The 23,107-nt window shown below is 66.5% G+C and carries 23 protein-coding genes; 13 read left to right on the top strand and 10 right to left on the bottom strand.

From position 1 onward, the window contains the following. Positions 1-2: 2 nt before the first annotated feature. From ACT531_RS16510 to trpE, 4 genes are read right to left on the bottom strand one after another with little or no spacing between them, the layout of a single operon-like run. On the bottom strand, positions 3-674 hold the full coding sequence (locus ACT531_RS16510) for a LysE family translocator (RefSeq protein ID WP_476018117.1): 672 nt from the start codon (positions 672-674) through the stop codon (positions 3-5). Next, positions 671-1,261: an aminodeoxychorismate/anthranilate synthase component II gene (locus ACT531_RS16505; RefSeq protein WP_476018116.1), complete on the bottom strand. Its 591-nt coding sequence runs from the start codon at positions 1,259-1,261 to the stop codon at positions 671-673. Before ACT531_RS16505 ends, ACT531_RS16510 begins: the two co-directional genes overlap by 4 nt. Continuing rightward, on the bottom strand, positions 1,258-1,605 hold the full coding sequence (locus tag ACT531_RS16500) for a chorismate mutase (protein WP_476018115.1): 348 nt from the start codon (positions 1,603-1,605) through the stop codon (positions 1,258-1,260). The genes ACT531_RS16505 and ACT531_RS16500 overlap by 4 nt, the downstream gene beginning before the upstream one ends. Next, the gene (gene trpE / locus ACT531_RS16495) at positions 1,602-3,101 is read right to left on the bottom strand and encodes an anthranilate synthase component I (protein ID WP_476018114.1); all 1,500 of its coding nucleotides are present in this window, start codon (positions 3,099-3,101) and stop codon (positions 1,602-1,604) included. Before trpE ends, ACT531_RS16500 begins: the two co-directional genes overlap by 4 nt. A gap of 361 nt (positions 3,102-3,462) precedes the next feature. Here trpE and ACT531_RS16490 point away from each other — a divergent pair, with 361 nt between their 5' ends. Both ACT531_RS16490 and ACT531_RS16485 read left to right on the top strand, forming a co-directional pair. Then, on the top strand, positions 3,463-4,062 hold the full coding sequence (locus ACT531_RS16490) for a chalcone isomerase family protein (RefSeq protein ID WP_476018113.1): 600 nt from the start codon (positions 3,463-3,465) through the stop codon (positions 4,060-4,062). A gap of 289 nt (positions 4,063-4,351) precedes the next feature. Beyond that, entirely contained in the window at positions 4,352-6,001 is a 1,650-nt protein-coding gene (locus ACT531_RS16485) for a methyl-accepting chemotaxis protein (RefSeq protein ID WP_422847949.1), read from the top strand. Positions 6,002-6,033: 32 nt separating this feature from the next. On the opposite strand, the gene gph is transcribed toward ACT531_RS16485, so the two are convergent. The 3 genes from gph to ACT531_RS16470 all read right to left on the bottom strand — a co-directional run bounded on the left by gph (position 6,034) and on the right by ACT531_RS16470 (position 9,692). Further along, entirely contained in the window at positions 6,034-6,744 is a 711-nt protein-coding gene (gene gph, locus ACT531_RS16480) for a phosphoglycolate phosphatase (protein WP_476018112.1), read from the bottom strand. 78 nt (positions 6,745-6,822) lie between these two features. Then, positions 6,823-8,343, bottom strand: a complete 1,521-nt coding sequence (locus tag ACT531_RS16475) for a hypothetical protein (protein WP_476018111.1) — start codon at positions 8,341-8,343, stop codon at positions 6,823-6,825. A 2-nt stretch (positions 8,344-8,345) separates the two neighbouring features. Further along, positions 8,346-9,692, bottom strand: a complete 1,347-nt coding sequence (locus ACT531_RS16470; protein WP_476018110.1) for an SPFH domain-containing protein — start codon at positions 9,690-9,692, stop codon at positions 8,346-8,348. Positions 9,693-9,921: 229 nt separating this feature from the next. Between ACT531_RS16470 and ACT531_RS16465 the strand changes: the two genes are divergently transcribed. The 3 genes from ACT531_RS16465 (at position 9,922) to ACT531_RS16455 (ending at position 13,342) form a co-directional block, all read left to right on the top strand. Beyond that, positions 9,922-10,620, top strand: a complete 699-nt coding sequence (locus tag ACT531_RS16465) for a response regulator transcription factor (protein ID WP_309828426.1) — start codon at positions 9,922-9,924, stop codon at positions 10,618-10,620. Further along, complete coding sequence (locus ACT531_RS16460; RefSeq protein ID WP_476018109.1) at positions 10,617-12,815, top strand: sensor histidine kinase; 2,199 nt, start codon at positions 10,617-10,619, stop codon at positions 12,813-12,815. The genes ACT531_RS16465 and ACT531_RS16460 overlap by 4 nt, the downstream gene beginning before the upstream one ends. Positions 12,816-12,943: 128 nt before the next feature. Then, complete coding sequence (locus ACT531_RS16455; RefSeq protein ID WP_110961764.1) at positions 12,944-13,342, top strand: hypothetical protein; 399 nt, start codon at positions 12,944-12,946, stop codon at positions 13,340-13,342. A 21-nt stretch (positions 13,343-13,363) separates the two neighbouring features. Here the strand turns inward: ACT531_RS16455 and rpe are convergent, their stop codons facing one another. Further along, positions 13,364-14,044: a ribulose-phosphate 3-epimerase gene (rpe, locus tag ACT531_RS16450; protein WP_476018108.1), complete on the bottom strand. Its 681-nt coding sequence runs from the start codon at positions 14,042-14,044 to the stop codon at positions 13,364-13,366. Between the two features lie 89 nt (positions 14,045-14,133). Here rpe and apaG point away from each other — a divergent pair, with 89 nt between their 5' ends. The 4 genes from apaG to ACT531_RS16430 all read left to right on the top strand — a co-directional run bounded on the left by apaG (position 14,134) and on the right by ACT531_RS16430 (position 19,184). Beyond that, positions 14,134-14,541 carry a Co2+/Mg2+ efflux protein ApaG gene (gene apaG / locus ACT531_RS16445; RefSeq protein ID WP_015016065.1) on the top strand — a complete coding sequence of 136 codons (408 nt, stop codon included), beginning with the start codon at positions 14,134-14,136 and terminating at the stop codon, positions 14,539-14,541. Between the two features lie 88 nt (positions 14,542-14,629). Beyond that, positions 14,630-16,648 carry a site-specific recombinase gene (locus ACT531_RS16440; protein WP_476018107.1) on the top strand — a complete coding sequence of 673 codons (2,019 nt, stop codon included), beginning with the start codon at positions 14,630-14,632 and terminating at the stop codon, positions 16,646-16,648. 159 nt (positions 16,649-16,807) lie between these two features. Beyond that, entirely contained in the window at positions 16,808-18,070 is a 1,263-nt protein-coding gene (locus ACT531_RS16435; RefSeq protein ID WP_476018106.1) for a cation:proton antiporter, read from the top strand. Beyond that, on the top strand, positions 18,060-19,184 hold the full coding sequence (locus ACT531_RS16430) for a YbdK family carboxylate-amine ligase (RefSeq protein WP_274111585.1): 1,125 nt from the start codon (positions 18,060-18,062) through the stop codon (positions 19,182-19,184). Before ACT531_RS16435 ends, ACT531_RS16430 begins: the two co-directional genes overlap by 11 nt. Positions 19,185-19,224: 40 nt before the next feature. On the opposite strand, the gene ACT531_RS16425 is transcribed toward ACT531_RS16430, so the two are convergent. Then, on the bottom strand, positions 19,225-19,623 hold the full coding sequence (locus ACT531_RS16425; RefSeq protein ID WP_476018105.1) for a tautomerase family protein: 399 nt from the start codon (positions 19,621-19,623) through the stop codon (positions 19,225-19,227). Beyond that, the gene (locus ACT531_RS16420; protein WP_422847957.1) at positions 19,605-19,838 is read right to left on the bottom strand and encodes a hypothetical protein; all 234 of its coding nucleotides are present in this window, start codon (positions 19,836-19,838) and stop codon (positions 19,605-19,607) included. The genes ACT531_RS16425 and ACT531_RS16420 overlap by 19 nt, the downstream gene beginning before the upstream one ends. A gap of 279 nt (positions 19,839-20,117) precedes the next feature. Here ACT531_RS16420 and ACT531_RS16415 point away from each other — a divergent pair, with 279 nt between their 5' ends. The 4 genes from ACT531_RS16415 (at position 20,118) to ACT531_RS16400 (ending at position 23,087) form a co-directional block, all read left to right on the top strand. Then, positions 20,118-21,026: a LysR family transcriptional regulator gene (locus tag ACT531_RS16415; protein ID WP_476018104.1), complete on the top strand. Its 909-nt coding sequence runs from the start codon at positions 20,118-20,120 to the stop codon at positions 21,024-21,026. 48 nt (positions 21,027-21,074) lie between these two features. Next, complete coding sequence (gene thiL / locus ACT531_RS16410; RefSeq protein ID WP_476018103.1) at positions 21,075-22,049, top strand: thiamine-phosphate kinase; 975 nt, start codon at positions 21,075-21,077, stop codon at positions 22,047-22,049. 120 nt (positions 22,050-22,169) lie between these two features. Then, complete coding sequence (locus tag ACT531_RS16405) at positions 22,170-22,373, top strand: YgaP family membrane protein (protein WP_056065267.1); 204 nt, start codon at positions 22,170-22,172, stop codon at positions 22,371-22,373. A 174-nt stretch (positions 22,374-22,547) separates the two neighbouring features. Continuing rightward, the gene (locus ACT531_RS16400; protein ID WP_476018102.1) at positions 22,548-23,087 is read left to right on the top strand and encodes an RNA polymerase sigma factor; all 540 of its coding nucleotides are present in this window, start codon (positions 22,548-22,550) and stop codon (positions 23,085-23,087) included. Positions 23,088-23,107: the final 20 nt, after the last annotated feature.

Here is a 23,107-nt window from a genome sequence, read left to right as displayed (position 1 = left end):
ATTTATGCAGAGGGCTGGTCCGTGAAGGCCAGCTTGAGCCCGAAGCCGATGAACATGGCACCCGCCACGCGGTCCAGCCAGTGCATGCCGCGCTGAATGACCGTGGCTCGCCGTGCCATCCACGACGCGGCCAGCGCCCATCCCACGTTGATAGGGATGGCGTTGATGTTGAACAGCACGCCCAGCAACACAAAGGCCAGCGCCTTGTTGTCCGCACCCGGCGCGATGAACTGCGGCACAAAGGCCAGGAAGAAAATCGCAACCTTGGGATTGAGCACGTTAGTCCAGAAGCCGCCGAGGAACACCTTGGAGAGCGGCGTGTGCTGCGCAGGGGCTGCCTGCGCAGCCGCCAGGGCAGCACCATTGCCCCCATCGGCCCCGGGCTTGGACAGCAGCATGCGCACGCCCATCCACATCAGGTACGCCGCACCGATCCACTTGAGCACAGTGAAGGCCGTGGCCGAAGCGGCCAGCAGTGCACCCACCCCCACGGCGGCGGCAAAGATGTGCACAAAGCACCCGGCCGTGATACCCAGCCCCGCCACAATGCCTGCGCGGGTACCGGACTTGAGCGCGTTGGTGACGATGTAGAGCACATCCGGCCCGGGCGTGAGGTTGAGCAACCAGCCTGCGGCGATGAACATCACCAGCTGGTGGGCGTCGATGAAGTTCATGCGCGCTGCTCCAGAAAGTTCTTCAGCATGGCGTGACCATGTTCGGTGAGGATGCTTTCGGGGTGGAACTGCACGCCTTCGATGGGCAGCGTCTTGTGGCGCACGCCCATGATCTCGCCGTCGTCGGTCCAGGCCGTCACCTCCAGCACATCGGGGCAAGAGGCGCGCTCAATGGCCAGCGAGTGGTAGCGGTTGACCGTGAACTTTTCCGGCAAGCCCGCAAACACGCCCTTTTTCGTGGTGGTGATGACGCTGGTTTTGCCGTGCATCAGCTCTTGCGCGCGGATGATGGTGCCGCCGAAGGCTGCGCCAATGGCCTGGTGGCCCAGGCACACGCCCAGGATGGGCAGCTTGCCGGCAAAGTGCTGGATCGCGGCGACCGAAATGCCGGCCTCGGCGGGCGAGCACGGGCCGGGCGAAATCACCAGGCGATCGAGCTGGCCTGCATTCAGGCGTGCTTCGATCTCGGCCACGGTGATTTCGTCGTTGCGGAACACCTCCACCTCGGCGCCCAGTTCACCAAAGTACTGGACGATGTTGTAGGTGAAGCTGTCGTAGTTATCGACCATCAAGAGTTTTGTTGTCATGCGGCGCTCCCGGCCAAGGCGGGCTCGCGCAGACGGGCGAACTCGCGGTGTTCATAGGCAATGCAGGCTTCCATGAGGCTGCGGTAGATGGCTTCGATCACGTCGGCGTCACCGCCTTCGGCCGTTGCACGCTCGCGCACCCGGTCCACGATGGCCTGGATACGCGCTTCATCGCGCACCTGCTCAGCGCCTTGCTTGATGCGCGCGGCCTGGGTCATGTAGCCCACGCGCTCCACCAGCAAGGGCACCAGCACGTCGTCCAGCGTGTTCACTTCGCGGCGCACGTCCTGCATGGTGGTGCAGTCCTTCACTTTGGCAATGGCCTTGGTTTCAGAGGACGTCATTCCAGCCCCTCCTCGACCAGCTCTGCGGCACGCAGCAGTGCGCGGGCTTTGTGCTCGGTTTCCTTCCACTCCAGCTCGGGCACCGAATCGGCCACCACACCAGCAGCGGCCTGCACATAGAGTGTGCCGTTCTTGATGATGCCGGTGCGGATGGCAATGGCCACATCCATATCGCCCGCGTAGCTCAGGTAGCCACAGGCGCCGCCGTACAGGCCGCGCTTGGTGGGTTCGAGCTGGTCAATGAGTTCCATGGCGTGCACCTTGGGTGCGCCGGTCAGCGTGCCCGCAGGGAAGGTGGCCTTGAGCACGTCCATGCTGGTCATGCCGTCGTGCAGGATACCTTCCACGTTGCTCACGATGTGCATCACATGGCTGTAGCGCTCCACCGCAAAGGCCTCGGTCACCTTCACGGTGCCGGTCTTGGCGATGCGGCCGATGTCGTTGCGCGCCAGGTCGATCAGCATCACGTGCTCGGCACGTTCCTTGGGGTCATTGATGAGTTCAACCTCGGTGGCCTTGTCCTTCTCGGGCGTGGCGCCGCGTGGGCGGGTGCCCGCCAGGGGGCGAATGGTGACCTTGGTGCCTTCGTCGGTCTTTTCCTGCCGCACCAGGATCTCAGGGCTGGCGCCCACCACGTGGAAGTCGCCAAAATCGTAGAAGTACATGTACGGCGACGGGTTCAGCGAACGCAGCGCGCGGTACAGCGACAGGGGCGACTCGGTGTAGCGCTTGTGAATGCGCTGGCCCACCTGCACCTGCATGAAGTCACCGGCGGCAATCAGCTCCTTGGCGCGCTCCACGGCGGCGAGGTAGTCGGCCTTGGCAAAGTCGCGCTGGGCGGGGTGGCTTTCGGTGGGCTTGACCACGGGCGCGCTCACCGAATATTTGAGCTGCTCCTTGAGGTCGCGCAGGCGCTTCTTGGCCTTGGCGTAGGCCTCGGGCTGGGCCGGGTCGGCGTAGACGATGAGGTAGAGCTTGCCCGAGAGGTTGTCGATGACAGCCAGCTCCTCGCACTGCAGCAGCAGGATGTCGGGGCATCCCAGAGTGTCGGGCGGGCAAGTGGTTTCGAGCTTTTTCTCGATATAGCGCACCGCGTCGTAGCCAAAGTAACCCGCCAAACCGCCGCAAAAGCGCGGCAGGCCGGGGCGCAGGGCCACCTTGAAACGCTTTTGGTAGGCCTCGATGAAATCGAGCGGGTTTCCTTGGGCGGTCTCGACCACTTGACCGTCGGTCACCACCTCGGTCCTGGCCTGGCTGCCAAAGCCGCTGGCGCGCAGCAGGGTGCGTGCAGGCAGGCCGATAAAGCTGTAGCGCCCAAAGCGCTCGCCGCCCACCACGGATTCGAGCAGAAAGCTGTGCTTGCCGCCGTCCTTGGTGTGCGCTAGCTTCAGGTAGAGCGAGAGCGGGGTTTCCAGGTCCGCAAAGGCCTCGGCCATGAGCGGAATGCGGTTGTAGCCTTCGCTGGCCAGGCTTTTGAATTCAAGTTCTGTGATCACGGGGAGCGCTCCCAGTTGTCGCAGCGCGCGTCCCTGTGCATGAGAGCGGGGCGCTGCGGTCCATTCGATCGGCCTCACCGCATCGGGGTGGAGGCCACGGGTGCACGCTGGGGCTGCTGCCCAGGTGCCATCAGGCGTTCAAAGCGACAGGCTGACGCCAGGGCCAGGCTCCCCGGTCGCTGCAACCTGTGATGAACACGTGGTGAATGAACATGGGCAAAGTGTAGCAAAGCTTTTTTGGCGGGCCGATTTGACCGTCCTCACAGCGAGATCGCACAACCGCTCGAAAACCCTGTTGCGGCCCTAAGGGAGCGCTGCAACAATTTGAAACGAACGACCGTTCTTTTTTTAGGAGCTGCGCATGAAATTCCTGACGCGATGGGCTGTGATGGCCGGTGCATGCCTGCTGGCAGCCAGCGCCGTTGCCCAGCCCATGACCGTGGCCGACGTGAAATACGAAGAAACCGCCAGCGTGAGCGGCAGCACCCTGCAGCTCAATGGTGCCGGGGTGCGCTACAAGGCTGTTTTCAAGGTGTACACGGCGGGGCTGTATCTTGAAAAGAAAGCCGGCACACCTGCTGACGTCATGGCCCAGAGAGGCCCCAAGCGCATGAGCATCACCATGCTGCGCGACATTGACTCCACCGAGCTGGGCAAGCTGTTCTCACGGGGCATGGAGGACAACATGGACCGCGCGGCGTTCTCCAAGCTCATCCCGGGCGTACTGCGCATGAGCCAGATCTTCTCGGACCACAAGAAGCTGGTGGCGGGCGATCAGTTCCAGATCGACTGGATTCCCGGGACCGGCACCATCATCACCGTCAAGGGCAAGCCGCAGGGAGAGCCCTTCAAGGAGCCCGAGTTCTTCAACGCGCTGCTGGGAATCTGGCTGGGCAACGCGCCAGCGGATTGGAAGCTCAAGGACGCCTTGCTGGGCAAGACCGCCCAGTCCCCGTCCTAAAAGGCTCTGTTTGCCATAGGGCAAACACCCACGCGCTCCCAGCCCCAGTTGTCGCGCGTCCGACAGACGCGCCCCCTACGCGGGAGTAGCCTGCCTCTTACTTATTTCGCCACAGCCATTTCCCATCTTTTTGAGACTTCCGACGACGCGACAACCGGCCTCCCGCTGCGCACACCCGCAGCGTCCGAGGCCACGGCCTGAATCGAGTTTTATGCGCTACCCGCGCCCCGCAACGAGCCGTCTGTAACGCCCCTTGTGATCCCTGCCCTCCTTCGCGCCAGACACCACCATGAAACTCAGCAACCTTTCCGTCGGCCTGCGCCTGAGCGCATCCTTCGGCGCCATTTTGCTCATCACAGCCCTCATCGCGGCCACCGGAATGTGGCGCATCGCCAGCCTGCAAAGTGCCAGCGAGCGCGTAGCCACGCAGGAGATCGAGCAGCAGACCCTGGTGGAAGACTGGGCGTCGGACATCCGCCTGAACTGGGTGCGTACCGAAGCGTTCCTCAAGGCCATTGACCGCGACTACATGGACAAGCTCACCGCCGACACGCAGGCGACGGCCAAGGGCATGGAAGCCAAAGTCAAGCGCATTGAGGCGCTGGTGCAAGGCGACAAGGCCAAGGGCCTTTTGGCTGCGATTGCCACGGCACGGCAGGCCTACAACGACAAGCTCAACGAAATCCGGGAGCTGCACCGCGGCGGTGAGCCCAACGTGCCCGCCCTGGTGGACAAGGACCTGCGCCCGCTGGCCGACAAGTACCTCCAGTCCCTCGACGACCTGCGCAAGACCATGGCCGCCCAGCTGGCCGAAAGCCAGGCCGACACCTCCACACTGGCCAAGGCCAGCCAGGTGCTCTTGGGTGTGGGCACGCTGGTGGCCGTTGCGCTGGGCGCGCTGATGGGCCTGACCGTCACGCGCTCCATCGTCCGCCCCTTGCAGCAAGGCCAGCAGGCCGCCGAAAGCATTGCCGATGGCGACCTCACCCACCCCATCACCGCCAGTGGCAACGATGAAACCGGCCAGCTGCTGCAGGCACTGTCGACCATGCAATCACGCCTGGCAACCATCGTGGGCAACGTGCGCTACAGCGCCGAGGGCGTGGCCACGGCCAGTGCCGAGATTGCATCGGGCAACAACGACCTGAGTGCCCGCACCGAACAGCAGGCCAGCGCACTGGAAGAGACTGCCGCCTCCATGGAAGAGCTGGGCTCCACCGTGCGCCAGAACGCCGACAACGCCCGCACCGCCAACCAGCTGGCCATGAGCGCATCCACCGTCGCCCAGCAGGGCGGCGACGTGGTGGCCGAGGTGGTGGACACCATGAAGGGCATCAACGACAGCAGCCGCAAGATCGCCGACATCATCAGCGTGATCGACGGGATCGCCTTCCAGACCAACATCCTGGCGCTGAACGCCGCTGTGGAGGCTGCCCGTGCCGGCGAGCAGGGCCGGGGCTTTGCCGTGGTGGCGGGCGAGGTGCGCAGCCTGGCGCAACGCAGCGCCGAAGCCGCCAAAGAGATCAAGGGCCTGATTGGCACCAGCGTGGAGCGCGTGGAGCGCGGCACAGCCCTGGTGGACAAGGCTGGCGCCACCATGACCGAGGTGGTCAGCGCCATCCGCCGCGTGACTGACATCATGGGCGAAATCAGCGCCGCCAGCAGCGAACAGAGTCAGGGCGTCTCGCAAGTCGGCGAAGCCATCACGCAGATGGACCAAGCCACGCAGCAAAACGCCGCCCTGGTGGAACAAAGCGCCGCAGCCGCCGACAGCCTCAAAACCCAGGCCGGCCAGCTGGTGGATGCCGTGGCGGTGTTCCGCCTTTCGGACAACGCCACGCGCCACAACAGCTCCGCGCCCGCCCCAGTGCGCAGCAGTGCCCCCGCAGCATCGCGTCTGGACTACCGCAACGTGGCGCCGCGCCAGCTGACCGCCTGAGCGCCAGCGCCCCGCGGACCGAACCGGCAGGCTCAGGTCAGCTGGGCCAGCGAATCCACAAAACCATCGGCATCCACGGCCCGCACAGGCTGGCCGTGGTTGTAGCCGTAGGTGACCAGTACCACAGGGCAACCGGCAGCCCGCGCGGCCTGCGCATCGTTGCTGGAGTCGCCCACCATGAGCGTGCGCGCGGGCTCTGTGCCCAAGGCTTCGCAGGTCTTGAGCAGTGGCAACGGGTCTGGTTTTTTGCGCTCGAACGAGTCGCCACCGAAGACCTTCTCGAAATACCCATCCAGGCCCTTGGATTGCAGCAGGGGCAGCGCAAAGTCCCGGGGTTTGTTGGTCAGGCACGCCAGCCGCAGGCCACGGGCTTGCAAAGCCTGCAGCCCCGCCTTCACACCGTCATACACCCCGGCGTACTGGCCATTGATGGCGAGGTATTGGCGCTGGTAGCTGGCCCAGGCTGACGGGTAGAGCGCTTCAATTTCCGTAGCAATGGAGGAATGTTTGACCTGCACCAGAACATGATTGAGCACTGATCGCAACAGATGCTCCGACCCCTTGCCCACCATGTGCTCAATCGTCTGGGCTGCAATCGACGGCAGCTCAAGTTCACGCAGCATGCGGTTCAGGGCCTCGTTGAAATCACCCATGGTGTCCACCATGGTTCCGTCGAGGTCGATGATGGCGGCGTCCACACGGGTGAGCAAGGTGGACAGCGAAGGCGTAACGGCAGCGGGCATGAAGCAGGCATTCAGTGAAAAAGACGGGGCCAAGTTTACGGACCCCGCCAAATCCTCCCCCGACCTAGCTTGCTTCGTTCAACGCAAGCTCAGCGTTTCGCGCTTCCATGCCGGGTCTTGCCAGCGCTGGAACAGGGGCAGCGCGGCCACGTCGCCAGTCACGCGCTCGGTGGTCAAACCCTCCAGCCGCACCACCTCAAAGCTCTTGCGGTAGCGGCCCTGGCCCCGGGCTTCGCGGGCCACCAGCATTTGCTGGCCGCCGGGTACCCAGCCCGCCCATTCGGCCACGCCGGTCTCGGGGGTGGTGGCGGCCGGCGGCAGCACGTCGGCCAGCCAGCCGCCTTCGGTTTTGCGCAGCACCCACAGCTCGCGCCAGCCTTCCATGGGTTGCACAGCCAGGGCCACGGCCGTGCCTTCGCGGTTGGTGCTGGCCGATGCGGCCCATACCACGCCATAGGTGCAGCGGCGGAGTAGCGGGGCCTTGGCGCTGTGCTGTGCGTCCACCAGCAGCACGCAGGTTTCGCCGGGGGCACCAGGCTCGGTCAGCAGTGTGGGACGAGTGCCGGCAGCATCCACGGGCGCGGCGGCGGGCACCAAGGCCCAGCGCACAGCACTCACGCGCATGGCGGCGTCGTTGTAGGCGGCCTGATCTTCGTCGGGCAGCTCGGCCTTGCTCACGCCACTGAGTTCCGTCAATGCACGGGCCGCGGCAGCGGCTACCGCTGGGTCGGCTGCGCTATTGCGCGCCTGCTGAAAGGCGGCGGCGCCCCACACGCTGGCGCGGCGCATTTGCACGCGGTTGCGCAGGTAGCCGGGCAGGTGGGCCACGTCCACGCGCTCCAGCACGTCAGCCTGCCAGGTGGTGACCTTGGCACGTTCGTGCGCAGGCAGGTCGGGGTTGGTGCACTCAGGGCGGGTCAACGCCAGGGCGGCGCGGGCGCGCTGCTCGGCATCGGCCACGGGCATGGCCAGCAGGCGGCGAAAGGCCTCCCCCTCGTAGCAGACCTGCATGCGGCCTTCGACCTCGTAGGTGGCAAAGCGCACGCCGTAGCCGTTGGCCACATCCAGGTGCGCCGACAGCGTGGCGCCTGAGGCCTTGCCTGGCACGGCCACCGAGGCGCGGCGGGCCAGCCGGTCGGCAAAAGTGCCCAGCGCGTCGAAGGCCTGCGCGCCCTCCACGCCAGCCAAAGCCTTGGCGGGCGCGGCTTGCAGGTAGGCGGCCGTCAGGCCAATGCCCAGCGCCTCGGCGCCGGGCGTTTCTTGCACAAAGTGCATGACAGCCAACAGCGCAGGGCCTTCGGCCTCGGTCAGGGCCACGCGGCGCACATCGCTGGCGCGGATGAAGCCACCGCGCTCGCGCTTGTGGTCCCACACCTGCAAATAGTCGAGGCGCTCACCGCGCACTTCTAGCACTTCGCCCTGCCACAGGCTGGCCTGCTGCTGGGCGCCGTCGCGCGGGGCGGCGCGCAGGCTGGCCTGGTCTTGCACCACGATGGCGCTGCCCTGGGCGCTGGGCGATGGCTGGGGGGCGGCCTCGGCCGCCACGGTCACTGCGGCGCTGGCGACGGCGGCCAGCAAGGTGGCGAGGGTGGCGTTCATGTTCACTGCTCCACGGCTTGGGTGGTGGTGGCGTCGTCGGTCACAGCCGCAGCCTGGGCTGCACTGGCCTGGGCGTTGCGGTTACCGCCCAGCAGCGCGGCACCGATGAAGTCACCATTGGTGGGCGGGGGCGCGATGATGACCTGGATCTTGTCCGAGAGCTTGTCGGCCAGCGTCTTCTGGATGAGCAGCGGGTGCTTGGTCACCAGCGCGCCTTCGCGGGCCATCTGCTCGGCATTCACCTTGCCCACGCGGTCCATGCGGTAAGCCTCGGCTTCGGCCAGCTTCTGGCGGGCGTCGGCCTCACCGTTGGCTTCGATGCGGCGGGCCTGGGCGGCGCCTTCGGCCGCTTTGACGCGGGCCACGCGTTCGGCTTCGGCTGCCAGCTGGCGCTGCTCGATCTGGCGCTGCTTGAAGGGCAGCACATGCTTCATGGCCTCTTCTTGGGCCTTGGCGGCGATGACCTGCTCGCGGGCGGCGGCTTCGGCGGCCACTTCGCGGCGCACCTTGTCGGCGTTGGCGTCCAGCTCGGTTTCCTTCACGCGCTTGTCTTTCAGCTCCAGCGTGTAGCGCATTTTTTCGGAGGCCAGCTCTTCGGCCAGCAGGCTATCCATGCCCCGGCGGTACTCGGCGGGCAAATCCACCTTGCCGATCTGCAGGCTGCGCAGCGTGACGCCATCGGTCGCCAGGCGGGTACGCAATTCGGTTTCGATGATCTGCGCGATCTCGGCCCGTTTGGACGAAAAGATTTCCCGCACCGTGTAGCGGGCAAACACCTTGTAGACCAGACCCTGCACGGCAGGCTCGACGATGTCAGCGCCCACGTTGTCGGGCAGGTTGCCAGCCTTCACAGCGGGCGAGTTGGGGTCCAGCGCATAGCGCACGCTCAGATCCAACCCCAACGACAGGCCTTCGACCGACTGCAGTGGCGCGCTGCCGGTGGCCTGACGCATGGCTTCGGGGCGGTAGCTCTGGTCGCGCAGAGAGAACACGCGCACCGTGTGCAGGCCGGGCACCACCCACACGCTGCCATCGCGCCACAAGCTCACCGCGCCGGTGAACTGGTTCAGGCGCACACCCAGGTCGCCTTGCGCCAGGTGTTGCACGGGCGGGTTGCGGTACACCATCAGACCCGCTGCGGCGACCACGGCACCAGCGGCCAGCCAGCGCACGGTGCGGGCGGTGGGCAGCAGGTAGGCCCAGTTCAACGGGGCGGCCGATACGGGGCCAGTCGTGGGAGGGATGCCCTGCAGGTCAGCGTCCAACACGGGTTCCGTGCCCTCTTCGGGCAAGGGGGTGGAGCGACGGCCCTTCAGGGTCTGCACGATGCGGTTCCAAGTGGCTTTCATGGTGTTTCTCTCTCAGGTTGGTTCGGTGTTGTTGTCGGTTCTGAGCGGCCGCCGTGGCTGACTCATTGAGGACCGATTGTTCGAATCCACCCCGGAAGCAACAATGCAGCGCGGCCCCCAATGCGCTCACACCGCACGCGCGAACCTTCCGGCCCCGGAAGAAAAACTCACACCGCACGACGCGGGCCGCCGGGATAATCCGCCCCACCCCTTACTGCCCGCCCTGCCCATGACCCGCATTGCCGTGATCGAAGACGACCTGCCCACCAGCAACCAGTTGGCCGGGTGGATACGCAGCGCCAAGAGCGGCATCGTCATCGACCAGTGGTTCACCCGCGACGAGGCCGAGGCCGCGCTGGCCCGCGAGCACTACGACGCGGTGGTGCTCGACATTGAACTGGGCCGCGAGCGCCATGCGGGCGTGGCCCTCATCAACGCCATCAACAAGCTGCGCCAGGGCACGCCGGTGCTGGTGGTGTCGGCCATGCCAGCAGCCATTTACCGCAGCATCATGAAGGCGCTCGATGCGTGGGACTACCTGCAGAAAACCACGTTTGAAGAGGCCGATTTCATCGAGACCTTTCTCGACATCCTGCGTACCACGCAGGCGCAGGCCCCGGTCAGCGCAGCCCCTGCCCCGGTCGGCGATGCGCTGGTGTTGGACCCGCTGTGGCAACGCACCCCCACCTGGCGCGGCGAGCGCATCAACCTGCCGCTCACGGCCCAGCGCATCCTGGCCACGCTGCACCAACGCAGTGGCGAAGTGGTGTCGTACGACGAACTGTTCGAGGTGGTGAAAAGCGGCCGCAACCGCGACAACGTGCGCAAGCATGTGAGCACCATCCGCGAGGCGCTGCGCGAAGTCGATCCCAACTTTGAAGGCATCGAAAACGTACCCATGCGCGGCTTCCGCTGGGTTGGCAAATGAAACGCCTGCTGCGCCCAGCACTCGATATCCCCCGCCTGGGACTGCCCGCGTTTCGTCTGCGCATCTTGGTGCGCAGTGTGTTTGTGCTGCTGGCCCTAGCCACGGTAGCCCTGAGTGTGGTGGTGCTCAAGGACGAAAAAGAGCGTGCCTGGCAGGCCTACCAGCACGGCTTTGTGCGCAGCCAGGCCGAGGTCATGGCGCGGCTGCGCCACCCCTCGGGCCAGTTGGCGCTGCTCAACGCGAGCCACCTGGGCCAGGGCGTGACGCCGCTGGCGCCGCTGCTGCTGCCCTACGCGGCCATCGACTTTGACGACCCGCAAAAATCGCAGCAGGCGGTGGAGATGGCGGGCTGCGCGGTGCAGTATCCCGACGGGGCCTCGGTGTGCGCGGCGATTGGCAACAACCCGTACGCGGGCGGCTTCATTTACCTGGTGGGCAGCTTTTATGCGGGCGAGTTGACGCCCCGCGAGCGCGGCGCACTGGTGCCCGCCGAGGCGCACCGTGCGCGCATCAGCCTGGACATGCGCGGCGCCACCTACCGCTGGATTGCGCCGTACGAAGCCATGCCCCCACAAGGCAGCGCGGCGGTGCGCGGTCGGCTCACGGGGTTTGTGGACACCGGCGCACCGCAGCTCGATGCCCGTGCACGGCCCGTGCGCGACTTTCGCGGCTGGCTGTGGCAAAACGGCCAGTGCCGCGATCTGCCGCCAAAGCCCACCAACCAAACCTCCACTGGCACCTCTGCTGGCGCCGTCACTGGCGAGGCTGCAGCGACAGACTGCCTGCGCCGCACCCACTACTCGATCCGCCTGCCCGTCGAGCTGTTCCGCGAAGCGCTGTTTCGCAAGGACGAGCGCCTGGTCTGGCCACCCGAAGACCTGGGGCAAATGCGTGTGCGGGTCGAAATGCTGGCGCCGGGCGAAGACTCTAGGCCGCTGTTTGACAGCAACGCGCCCGGTGCGCAATTGGCCGCATCGCTGAGCGACCTCTCGCGCAGCCTGCTGCCGGGCGAACGCGTGCAGATCCGCAAAATGGGCAGCGACGAGGCCAGTGCCATCACCCTCAAGGGCGTCGAGGTGCAGGCCGAGCCCTCAGCGCCCTGGCTGCTGCGGCTGATCCGCTGGCTGCCGCTGGAGGCAGCAGGCGTGGGCCCGGCAGCTACGCCACCAGAGGCCCCCACAGGCCTGGACATTCTGGACACGCCTACCGGCAACTACGTGGTGAACTTCGCCGGCCACCTGCGCGGTGTGGAGCAGGGCCTGGCGGCTGTGGCCACGCGCCTGTCGTGGTACCTGGGCGCCATGCTGGGGGCGATTGCGCTGGCCTGGTTGGTGGTCGAAGTGGGCCTGATCCGCCGCGTGACCGCCCTCACCCGCCGCGCCGCTGCGGTGTCATACAACGTGCAGCCCGGCCACACCGGGCCCCGGCTGGGTGACCTGGATGTGTCGGACCTGCGCGGATCGGACGAGCTGGGCATTCTGGCCGGGGGCCTGGCCGACCTGCTGCAGCGCGTGAAGGACGACCTGCAGCGTGAGCAACTGCGCGCCCAGCAAGAGCGCGACATGTGGCACGCCGTAGGGCACGAAATCATGTCGCCCCTGCAGTCGCTGATGGCCCTGAACGGCCCGCAAGACCCCGGCCACCGCTACGTACAGCGCATGCAGCAGGCCATCCATGTGCTCTATGGCACGGCATCGCCCGCCGAGGCGCTGCAGGCCGCCGATGTGCCCGAGGGGCGCCTGGACCTGGATGCCTTCTTGCGCAACGTAGCCGACAACGCGCACTTTGCGGGCGTTCTGGATGTGGTGTATGCCCCGGGTTCGAACAACGCAAGTCCGGTGATCGTGCGCGCCGATGAGTTTGCGCTGGAAGACGTGGTGACCCATATCCTGCGCAACGCCGACCGCTACCGCCCCCCGGGCAGCCCGATCGCGCTGACGCTCACGGCATCAGAATCCACCGCCAGTGCCACGCTGCACAACCAGGGCTCGACCATTGCCGAAGACCTGCTGGAGCGGATTTTTGAACTGGGTGTGTCCGACCCCGACAGCCCCACCCCGCTGGGCGAGGGCGAACACCGGGGCCAGGGCCTGTTCGTGGCCAAGACCTACATGGCCAAGATGGGCGGCACCATCAATGCCCGCAACACCGAGGGGGGTGTGGCATTCGTGCTCACCTTCCAGCGGCTGGGCTGACGCGGGGCGCCGAAAAACACACCCCAGGCGGACAGGGAGGCTGCGCGCCGTCCGACAAGGCGCTGCAGGCTGGAGCGCTACGCTGCGGTCACGCCTTCGGGCAATGGCCACAACAAGGAGTCCTTCCCATGAAACGTCCCGGCTTTTTGCCCTCCGCACCGCTGTCTTTGGCACTGGCCAGCGCTTTGTTCACCGCCAGTACCCTGGCCATGGCACAGCCATCGCCCGCCGCAGATGCCCACGCACGCTACGAGCAGGAGCGTCAGAAATGCATGACCAACAATACCCAGGATTCGCTCGCCACCTGCCTGCGCGAGGCGGGAGCCGCCCAGGACGCAGCACGCAAGGGCCAGCTCAGCAACCCGGGGCCACAGGCAGCTGACAACGCCACGCAGCGTTGCTCCGCCTTTCAGAATGCCGACGAGCAGGCCGAGTGCGTGCGCCGTGTACAGGGCCCCGCCAGCGGATCGGTATCCGCAGGCGGTGTGCTGCGAGAGTCCGTCACCACCACCGTGGTGCCGCAGTAAGCAAGCACCCTGGGCGCGTGATCAGCCCAGTTGCGTGCGCATGGCGTCGATCACACCCTTGTAGTCGGGCTTGCCAAAAATCGCGCTGCCCGCCACAAAGGTGTCAGCCCCCGCGTCGGCCACACGGCGGATGTTGTCGGTCTTGATGCCGCCATCCACCTCCAGGCGGATGTCCTTGCCCGAGGCATCGATGCGCTTGCGCACGGCCTCGATCTTGCGCAGGGCCGAGTCGATGAAGCTCTGGCCGCCAAAGCCAGGGTTCACGCTCATGATCAGGATGAGGTCGATGTCGTCGATCACCCAGTCCAGCACATCCAGAGGCTCAGCCGGGTTGAACACCAGGCCGGGTTTGACACCCTTGGACCGGATGGCCTGGATGCTGCGGTGCACGTGACCCGAGGCATCGGGGTGAAAGCTGATGTAGTCCGCGCCCGCGTCGGCGAAGGCGGCGGCCAGCGCGTCCACGGGCTCGATCATCAGATGCACGTCAATCGGCACGGCCGCACCCGCAGGCGTTTTGGCGTGAGGCTTCAAGGCCTGGCAGACCATGGGGCCAAACGTCAGGTTGGGCACGTAATGGTTGTCCATCACGTCGAAATGAATCCAATCGGCGCCAGCGGCAATGACATTGCGCACTTCTTCGCCCAGGCGGGCAAAGTCGGCAGAGAGGATGGAGGGGGCGATTCGGAATGTGCGGCTCATCCCCCGATTGTCGCAAAGCGCAGAACCCCTGGGGTTTTTGGCGCCCGGCAGTGACCCACATGCAGGGCCGCACGGTTACCATGCGGCCCATGCCAAAGTACCAGTTTGACGTGGAAGTGCTGCCCGAATACCTGCCCGAGCAGTCTGCGCCGGACACGGGGGTGTTCAGCTTCGCGTACACCATCACCATCACCAATGCGGGCGATGCACCCGGCCAGCTGATCTCGCGGCACTGGATCATCAGTGACGCGCGCGGCCACACCGAAGAGGTCAAGGGCCTGGGCGTGGTGGGACAGCAGCCCCTGCTCAAGCCCGGGGAGTCGTTCCAGTACACCAGCGGCTGCCGCCTGCGTACATCCAGCGGCACCATGCACGGCACCTTCCATTGCGTTGCCGAGGACGGCGAGCCGTTTGACACGCCCGTGCCCCTGTTTGTGCTCGAGGCGATCAGCCACGGCCCGTCGGGCGAACCCCTGAGTGGCCGGGTGCTGCATTGAAGAACCATTCCCACAGCCCCCACGCTCACCCTTCCGTGGGGCCGCTTCCCATTGGAGGAGCTGCTTTGCTGCTGAGAGCAGTCCGACCATGAAAAATTCCGCCGAGCCCAAAGACCTCGCCGACCTGCTGGCCGCACTGGACCCCACCGCCGATCTGGCCCATCGCCATCTGTGGCTGATCTACCTGCTGAACTGGGTGCGCGGCAAGCGGGATTCCGTCCCTGCCGCTGTGGGGCGGGTGCAGCTGTTCGTAGAGGCGGTTGCAGCGCGCCCCGATATTCAGGTGCGGCTGCGTGCCTGGTGGGCGACGCTGGTGGACCAGGTGGACATCACCACATTGCTCGCAGACTTTGGCTTTGCGCCCCGCACCGCCCTGGTGAGCGAGATCGCCGAGCGCCTGCGCACCAAGCTGTTGCCCGGCAGCCCCGAGACCATCGATGCGTCCGAACTGTTCATGCTGGCCTTGCCCAGCGCGTTCGACGCGCAATGGCTGGCCGCACTGGATGAAGCCACCCTGAATCGCCTGGTGACGCTGCTGGCCCAGGACAACGCCGACGAGCGCGCTGGCGGCGCCACGCGCTGGCACCGGGCGCTGCTCGATGCCATCACCTACTGTGCGGGGCAGATTCTCTCGACCGGTTTTGCACCCGAACTGCGGCTGCGCATGAGCGAATCCGCGCGCGACGCACAGCCCTTCCATGCGCTCATCCGCGATGTGGAGAGCCTGCGCGTAGAGGTGCTTCACGCACTGCGCACTCCCGACCGGCTCAACGAAACCGCCCAACGCCTGCGCGAGCGGCTGGAGTCGTGCCGTGCCGCAGCCGCCACGGTGTACACGCACTTCGAGGACAACGGCATCTCTGTGGGCCTGGTCTTTCGCCTGCGCCAGTTGCGCGAGCGCATCTTGCGCGTGCGCGTGCTGCTCGACTGCCTGCTGTCCGCGCAGCCCGCCGTCACTGCGGCGCAGCTCATGGCACAGCTGGTGATGGTGGGGCAGGAGCGGCGCAGCCTGCGCGCGCTGCTGGCCTCCAACTCCTCCCTGCTAGCAGCCAAGGTGGCCGAGCGCAGCGCCGAAACGGGCGAGCACTACATCACCCGCACCAGCGCCGAATACCGCTCCATGCTGCGCAAGGCGGCGGGAGGCGGAGCGCTGATGGCCTTCACTACCCTGATCAAGTTTGGCCTGTATGCGCTGGCGCTCTCGGCCTTTTGGGGCGGCTTCATGGCGGGCATCAACTATGCCGTGAGCTTTGTGCTGATCCAGTTGCTGCACTTCACGGTGGCCACCAAACAACCGGCAATGACCGCGCCCGCCATGGCGGCCAAGCTCAAGGAGCTGGGCACCGGCGACGCCATCGAGTCGTTCGTGGACGAGATCACGCACTTGGTGCGCTCGCAGGTCGCCGCGGTGCTGGGCAACGTGCTGGTGGTGTTCCCGGCAGTGCTGGGGCTGGCCGCGTTGATTGCACTGGCCACCGGCCACCCAGCCATCAGCGAGAAGCAGGCCGAACATGTGTTCGAGTCCCTGCACCTGCTGGGGCCGTCGCTGTTTTTTGCCGCCTTCACCGGGGTGCTGCTGTTTGCGTCCAGCATCATCGCCGGCTGGACGGAGAACTGGTTTGTGCTGCACCGCATGGACTCGGCCCTGCACTACAACCCCCGCATCACCGGGTTGCTGGGCGCCGAGCGCGCTGCGCGCTGGGCGCGCTTCCTGCGTGAGAACCTGTCGGGCTTTGCGGCCAACATCTCGCTCGGCTTCATGCTCGGCCTGGTACCCGCGTTTGCTGCGTTTTTCGGGCTGGGGCTGGATGTGCGCCACGTCACCCTGTCCACCGGGCAGATGGCGGCCGCCAGCGCCACACTGGGGCTGCAGGTGCTGCAGATGCCAGCGTTCTGGTGGGCCATGGCCTCGCTGCCTTTCCTGGGTGCGTTGAACGTGTCGGTGAGCTTCTACCTGGCCTTCAGCCTGGCACTGCGCGCGCAGAACGTGAGCGGTGTGGACCGCGCACGCATCTATGCCGCCATCCGCGCCCGCCTGCGCACCGCGCCCCTGAGTTTTTTTGTACCCGAGCGACAGCGCCCGGTGCCCACACCGGCACAGGGTTGACGCGCCAACCGCCGCCTCTGTCCTACAAGGGCGGAGTGTTTCCGCCTGTAAATTCGGGGCACCAACGCTCCGGCCCACACCGTCCCGCCTGCGGACGGCCCTTGTGCCGGAGTCTCCACAGCGACGGGCTCCGCCCGTCTGACGCAGAGGTCTGATGACATGAATGAAATCCTGAGCTTTTGGGCGCAGTGGCTGCGCCCGTCGGCCGGGCTGCCCACGGTGCAATGGTCACTGCTGCTGGCGGTGGCGGCCATGGCGGGTTATCTCACCCAGCGCCACACGGGCCTGCCCAAGGTGGTGGGTTATTCGCTCGTCGGCACGGCAGCGGGCCTGGCGGGCTTCAGCGGCGCGGTCTGGCCGCTGCAAGGCATTGGCCTGTTCCTGCTGGAGCTGGGCGTGGCCATCGTGCTGTTTGAATGCGGCGGCCGCATTCCGCTGCGCTGGTTCCGCCACAACCCCATGGTGCTGGTGCAGAGCATTGCCGAGTCGGTACTGACCTACTTTGCCGTGTACTGGGTGCTGGTGTGGTTGCAGCTGCCGCCCCAGGCGGCAGGCCCGCTGGCGCTGGTGGCGCTGGCTGCATCGCCTGCAGTGCTAACCCGCGTGGTGGCCGACACCCGCGCAGCGGGCCCGGTGACGGAGCGCGCCATCGTACTCACCACACTCTCCACGCTCTACGCGCTGACTTTGGGCAGTGCCAAGGCAGAACTTATTAACCGCCAGAGCCTCACCCTGCTCGAAACCATCTCGCCCGTGGTGGTGGTGCTGGGCGTGTCCATTCTGGTCGCCGCCGCATTGTCTCTGGTACTGCGCCTGGCGCTGCGCTTCATGAGCCCCACGAGCGAAAACACCTCCATGCTGTTCCTGGCGCTGGTGGCAGCGGGCACAGCGGTGGCGGCGCACATGGGCGGCTCCGCCCCCCTGGCCGCCTTGCTGGGCGGCATGATGCTCAAGCAGCTCAACCCCCGTCCCTGGGCCTGGCCACGCCAACTGGGCAATGCCTCGTCACTGCTCACCATGCTGATGTTTGTGCTGGTCTCCACCGTGGCGGCGCAGGCCGACTGGAGCGCCCCCGTGGCCGGTGTGGTGCTGGCCCTGATTGCCGTGCGCCTGCTGGCCAAGGCGCTGGGCGTGGCACTGGGCAATGTGGGCAGCGGCGCCAGCTGGAAGCAAGCCCTGTGGGTGGGCTGCGCGATGACACCCATGTCCTCCATCGCCCTGCTGATTGCCTCGCAGTTCGTGCTCGCATCGCCGTCCACCGGCCATGTGATTGCGGGCGTGGCCTTGCCCGCCATCTTGCTGATGGAAGTGTTCGGCGCCGTCATTGCCACCGTGGCCATTTACCGTGCGGGCGAAAGCTCCAAACCCTGGGCGCCCCTGACGCGCAGCAGCAACAACGGAGAAAACCACCGTGAGTCTTGAAGCCTTCAACCATTCCGAGCCGCTGACGCTGGGCGTCGAGCTGGAGCTACAGCTGGTCAACACCAACGACTACGACCTGGCACCCTATGCCGAGGACATGCTGCGCCTCATGAAGAAGACCCCGCTGCCCGGCAGCGTGGTGCCCGAGATGACGAACAGCATGATCGAAATCTCCACCGGCATCTGCCACTCGGCCAGCGAGGTGCTGGGCCAGCTCACCCCCATCCGCGATGCCCTGGTCAAAAGCGCCGATAAGCTCAACATCGCCGTGGTGGGCGGCGGCACGCACCCGTTCCAGCAGTGGCACGAGCGCCGCATCTACGACAAGCCACGCTTTCGCGAGCTGTCGGAGCTGTACGGCTACCTGTCCAAGCAGTTCACCATCTTCGGCCAGCACGTGCACATTGGCTGCCCCGATGCCGATGCCGCGCTGCTGATGCTGCACCGCATGTCGCGCTACATCCCGCACTTCATTGCGTTGTCGGCGTCCAGCCCGTACGTGCAGGGGCAGGACACGGCGTTCGATTCGGCCCGGCTCAACTCGGTGTTTGCGTTCCCCTTGTCGGGCCGCGCCCCGATGGCGCTGACCTGGGACGACTTCACCACCTACTTCAACAAGATGACCCGCACCGGCGTGGTCAAGAGCATGAAGGACTTCTACTGGGACATCCGCCCCAAGCCCGAGTTCGGCACCATCGAGATCCGAGTGTTCGACACGCCGCTGACCATCGAGCGTGCTGCGGCCTTGGCGGGCTACGTGCAGTCGCTGGGCGCGTGGTTCCTCGCCGACCAGCCCTTCATGCCCGAAGAGGACGACTACCTCGTCTACACCTACAACCGCTTCCAGGCCTGCCGGTTTGGCATGGACGCGGTGTATGTGGACCCAGCCACGGGCGACCACATGCCGCTGCGCGAGCACATCCTGCGCACCATGGACAAGATCGCGGGCCATGCGGCCGTGCAGGGGGCGTCGAGCGCAATGCACATGCTGCGCACCGAGGTCGAGGCGGGGCAAAACGATGCCCGCTGGCTGCGCCAGCGCCAAAGTGAAGAGCAACTGCTGGCCGAGGTGAGCCGCCAGGCGGCGCAGCGCTTTCGCGGCGCGGCGGCCTGATCCGCACGCCCCGAGCCGGTCGCCTCACGCGCTCGCCAGCTCACGCAGCCAGCGCCAATCTGCGCGCCTGCTGCGTACGCCCACCATAGCCCCAGTCACTGGCGGGCAGCTCCCGCACCACCACGTAGCTGGCCGCAGCGAGCGCGCCATCGCCCGCCAGCTGGCGCTGCAGCTCGGCAAACGCGGCGGCGATAAAAGCGGCCTTCTCTTCCTCGGTGTTCGTGCCTTCGGTGATGCCGATCTCCAGCAAGGCCGTGGGCTGCGCCACGGGCGTACCGCCGATGTGCCAGCGCGCGGCAGGCAAGTCGTCGATGACCACGGCCGTCACCTCGCGGCGTTTGCCCAATAGCTGGACCGTATGGTCCGTCAGCGCACTGGCCAGCGCCTCGTAGCGCTCGGGGTTTTGCAGCGGGGTCAGTTTCAGGACAAGGGTGGGCATGGCGTATTCGCCTCCAGGGTGGATGGGTGGGAGGGTGCGGATGGGATCCGCATTGCATGAAGAACCCGTCGGGTCAGGCGCACAAGCCCCCGGGCCACCCAGGCATGGGCTTCGCGGATCGCCTCCTGGCGCAACTGCAGAGCGTGGCGCTTGGCGGCATCGCGCAGGCGCTGGTAGTCGTCGGGGTGCAAGTCGGGAGGCAGATACGGACTCATGGCATTCCTTTCGGGGTGGAGCCACTGTAGGCAGCACAGGGCGCGGCGGAAACGGCCTGCGGGGCAATACCGTTTTGCGCGGAGTGCAAGGGATGCCCTGCATCACCCTCGCGAGTTGGTGGTAGTGCGGATCGGGAGGGGGCGCAAGGCGTCTTTTTGCAGCCAATAGCGGGGCTATTGGCAATAAAAGCAACGCAGCGGACCGCCCGAGGCCGCGCTATCACCGACCGCAGGGAGTGATGCAGGACATCCCAAGCCCCCCCCCGTTACCATTGCCCGATGCGAGACATCCGCTTTGAAGACATGCACCTGTTTGCCCGCGTGGCCGACCTGGGCTCGCTGTCGGCCGTGGCGCGCGAGCGCGATGCCCCGGTGAGCCAGGTCTCGCGCGCGCTGGCGCGCATCGAGAAATCCTGCGGTGCGCGGCTGGTCCACCGCAGCACGCACGGGCTCACGCTCACGGCCGAGGGGCAGACCTTTCTGGACTACTGCCGCCGCATCACCGGTGCACTCGACGAGCTCGAAGGCGAGTTCGCCCAGCAAAGCAGCCAGCCCAGCGGCTGGGTGCGCGTGGCCTCCAGTTCGGTGGTGGCCGAATACCTGCTGATCCCCAGCTTTGACAGCCTGCAACAGCAACACCCGCAGCTGCGTGTGGAGCTGGTGGTGGACGACCGCATGGCTGACATGGCGCGCGATGGCATCGACATCGCCATCCGCACCGGCCCGCCACTGACCGATACCGTGGTGGCGCGCCCGCTGGGCACGCTGGCCCGTGCGTTGTACGCCACGCCCGGCTACCTGCAAGCCCGCGGTGTGCCGCAGCAGCCGGGCGACCTGCGCCAGCACCGGCTCATCACCAACAGCGCGGTGGCTTTTCTAAACCACTGGCCCTTTCGGGTCGATGGCGTGCCCGAGGTGCTGGTGGCCGAGGGCCACTGGCGCTCGGGCAGCACGGCCATCACCGCGCGGCTGGCGCTGCAGGGCCTGGGCATTGCGCGCCTGGCCACGGTGGTGGCAGATCCCCTCGTGCGCCAAGGCCTGCTGGCGCCCGTGCTGGCCCACTGCGTGGACCTGCAGCCCAGCACCATCCACGCCATCACCCTCACGCGCAGGCACCGGTTACCCAAGATCCAGGCCTGCATCGACCACTGGGCTGCGTGGTTTTCTCAGACAGAAAGCGGCACCTGATGCCTTTGACCCTTTTGACCCTTTTTTCTGGGACCACCAGGCAGCGCCATGGGTGAGTTCGACCTGATCGCCCGCTACTTCACCCGCCCCGTCCACAAGGCAGCCCTGGGCGTGGGCGACGACTGCGCGTTGCTCGTGCCCGCACCCGGCATGCAACTGGCCGTCTCCAGCGACATGCTGGTGGAGGGCCGCCACTTCTTTGCCGACGTGGACCCCGAAGCCCTGGGCCACAAGGCGCTGGCCGTGAATCTGTCAGACCTGGCGGCGTGTGGTGCCAAGCCGCTCGCGTTCACGCTGGCCCTGTCGCTGCCCCGGGTCGATGAGGCCTGGCTGGCGGGCTTCTCGCGCGGGCTGCTGGCGCTGGCCGATGCCCACGGCTGCGAGCTGGTAGGCGGCGACACCACGCAGGGCCCGCTCAACATCTGCATCACCGTGTTTGGCGAGGTACCCACCGGCCAGGCCCTGCTGCGCAGCCGCGCACAGCCCGGCGACGACATCTATGTGAGTGGCACGCTGGGCGACGCCCGGCTGGCGCTGGAGGCGCTGCTCGGCCACATCGCCCTGCCCGCCGAGGTGATGGCCCGCGCCCGCCAGCGGCTGGAGCGCCCCACCCCGCGCGTGGCCCTGGGCCTTGCCTTGCGCGGTGTGGCCAGCAGCGCGATGGATGTGAGCGATGGCCTACTGGGCGACCTGTCGCACATCCTGAAGGCCTCGGGCGTGGGGGCCCGCATCGACACCTCATTGACTACTGATTTGATAGCAGAAAAGGCATATTCGACTAGCGCATCTGGCGTATTCGACGCCAAACTGCTCCACCAATGCACCTTGGCTGGCGGTGACGACTACGAACTGGCCTTCACCGCCCCACCCGCGCGGCGCGATGCCGTGGCTGCCGCGTCGCAAGCCAGCGGCACGCCCGTCACCCGCATTGGCACGGTGCTGGCCGAACCCGGCCTGCAGTTGGTGGATGCACTGGGGCACGTGGTGGAGAACCGCTATGCCTCGTTCGACCATTTCCGGTGACGGGTGGTGGCAGGCAAAAATTTTTTGCAACCCATGAATCCTTTTGCGCAACCAGCCGCTCTTGGTAGGGAAGGTGCCCTGTGCCGGCGCCTTCATTTCCCCACCAAGGAGTTTTTCACCATGCTGTACCGCAAGAACATCACCCGCCCCGAAAGCCTGCTGCGCGTTGCAGGGGGCGTCGCCCTCATCGCTGCAGGCCTGTGGTGGATGTCCGCATCGCCCCTGGGCCTGGCGCTGGCCGCCTCGGGCGTTGGCAGCATCCTGAGCGGTGCCTTTGGCTACTGCCCCGCCTGTGCCATGGTGGGCCGCAAGCCTGTCGAGTGACATGAAACAACACCCCCCTGAGTCGCTTCGCGCCTTCACCCCCGCTCTCACGCTGCGCGTGGGCAGGGGGACGCAGCCAGCGCGGCGGGGCGGCCCTTGCGTGGCTGCCCGCGCAGGGGTCGCGCCGGTTTCACAGGCTGCGGGTGGCGCAATGCGCTGTGGAGGACTAAAACCATGACCGCACCCACACTCGCCCAGCTTCTGCCCGCCGCGCGCAGTGGTGACGCGGCGGCCATGGAGCAGCTGCTGCGCCTCACCCGTCCCGACATCCGCCGCTATGCGCTGCGCCACTGCGCCGCCACCACGGCGACGGACGACGTGGTTCAGGAGGCGCTCATCATCGTGTACCGCCGCGTGGGCGCGCTGCGCGAGGTGGCGGCGTTCGGCGGGTGGGTGGTGCGCATCGTGCAGCGGCTGTGCATGCGGCCCATACTGGCCTGGCTCAAGGGCGAGCCGCTGGCGCAGGTGGAGGACCACCTCGCCTGGTCGCACCGTCCCGACCACGAACTGCGCCACGACCTGGCCCTGGCCATCGACTCGCTGCCGCCCCTGTACCGCGAAGCCCTGCTGCTGCGCGACTTCGAGGAGCTGACTATCGAAGAAATGGCGCAGCGGCTGGGCGTGACACGTGAGGCCGCCAAAAGCCGCCTCCACCGCGCGCGGGCCCTGGTGCGGGAATACCTAGTGCCCCCGGACCAGCACCCAAAGAGTTAGGTCACGGCCCCGGGGAGCCT

Source organism: Acidovorax sp. DMC1, assembly GCF_056314325.1.
Note: the sequence above shows the minus strand (reverse complement) of the source record. Positions and strands in the feature narration are given on the sequence as shown.

What these genes read in the sequence shown, in the direction of transcription:
- ACT531_RS16460 (WP_476018109.1), top strand. Translation starts at nt 10,617, where the DNA reads ATGAAACGCCTGCTGCGCCCAGCACTCGATATCCCCCGCCTGGGACTG.
- ACT531_RS16490 (WP_476018113.1), top strand. Translation starts at nt 3,463, where the DNA reads ATGAAATTCCTGACGCGATGGGCTGTGATGGCCGGTGCATGCCTGCTG.
- apaG (WP_015016065.1), top strand. Translation starts at nt 14,134, where the DNA reads ATGCCAAAGTACCAGTTTGACGTGGAAGTGCTGCCCGAATACCTGCCC.
- gph (WP_476018112.1), bottom strand. Translation starts at nt 6,744, where the DNA reads ATGCCCGCTGCCGTTACGCCTTCGCTGTCCACCTTGCTCACCCGTGTG.
- ACT531_RS16485 (WP_422847949.1), top strand. Translation starts at nt 4,352, where the DNA reads ATGAAACTCAGCAACCTTTCCGTCGGCCTGCGCCTGAGCGCATCCTTC.
- ACT531_RS16415 (WP_476018104.1), top strand. Translation starts at nt 20,118, where the DNA reads ATGCGAGACATCCGCTTTGAAGACATGCACCTGTTTGCCCGCGTGGCC.
- rpe (WP_476018108.1), bottom strand. Translation starts at nt 14,044, where the DNA reads ATGAGCCGCACATTCCGAATCGCCCCCTCCATCCTCTCTGCCGACTTT.
- ACT531_RS16455 (WP_110961764.1), top strand. Translation starts at nt 12,944, where the DNA reads ATGAAACGTCCCGGCTTTTTGCCCTCCGCACCGCTGTCTTTGGCACTG.
- ACT531_RS16505 (WP_476018116.1), bottom strand. Translation starts at nt 1,261, where the DNA reads ATGACAACAAAACTCTTGATGGTCGATAACTACGACAGCTTCACCTAC.
- ACT531_RS16500 (WP_476018115.1), bottom strand. Translation starts at nt 1,605, where the DNA reads ATGACGTCCTCTGAAACCAAGGCCATTGCCAAAGTGAAGGACTGCACC.
- ACT531_RS16405 (WP_056065267.1), top strand. Translation starts at nt 22,170, where the DNA reads ATGCTGTACCGCAAGAACATCACCCGCCCCGAAAGCCTGCTGCGCGTT.
- ACT531_RS16435 (WP_476018106.1), top strand. Translation starts at nt 16,808, where the DNA reads ATGAATGAAATCCTGAGCTTTTGGGCGCAGTGGCTGCGCCCGTCGGCC.
- ACT531_RS16440 (WP_476018107.1), top strand. Translation starts at nt 14,630, where the DNA reads ATGAAAAATTCCGCCGAGCCCAAAGACCTCGCCGACCTGCTGGCCGCA.
- ACT531_RS16425 (WP_476018105.1), bottom strand. Translation starts at nt 19,623, where the DNA reads ATGCCCACCCTTGTCCTGAAACTGACCCCGCTGCAAAACCCCGAGCGC.
- ACT531_RS16510 (WP_476018117.1), bottom strand. Translation starts at nt 674, where the DNA reads ATGAACTTCATCGACGCCCACCAGCTGGTGATGTTCATCGCCGCAGGC.
- ACT531_RS16470 (WP_476018110.1), bottom strand. Translation starts at nt 9,692, where the DNA reads ATGAAAGCCACTTGGAACCGCATCGTGCAGACCCTGAAGGGCCGTCGC.
- ACT531_RS16420 (WP_422847957.1), bottom strand. Translation starts at nt 19,838, where the DNA reads ATGAGTCCGTATCTGCCTCCCGACTTGCACCCCGACGACTACCAGCGC.
- ACT531_RS16465 (WP_309828426.1), top strand. Translation starts at nt 9,922, where the DNA reads ATGACCCGCATTGCCGTGATCGAAGACGACCTGCCCACCAGCAACCAG.
- ACT531_RS16400 (WP_476018102.1), top strand. Translation starts at nt 22,548, where the DNA reads ATGACCGCACCCACACTCGCCCAGCTTCTGCCCGCCGCGCGCAGTGGT.
- ACT531_RS16475 (WP_476018111.1), bottom strand. Translation starts at nt 8,343, where the DNA reads ATGAACGCCACCCTCGCCACCTTGCTGGCCGCCGTCGCCAGCGCCGCA.
- thiL (WP_476018103.1), top strand. Translation starts at nt 21,075, where the DNA reads ATGGGTGAGTTCGACCTGATCGCCCGCTACTTCACCCGCCCCGTCCAC.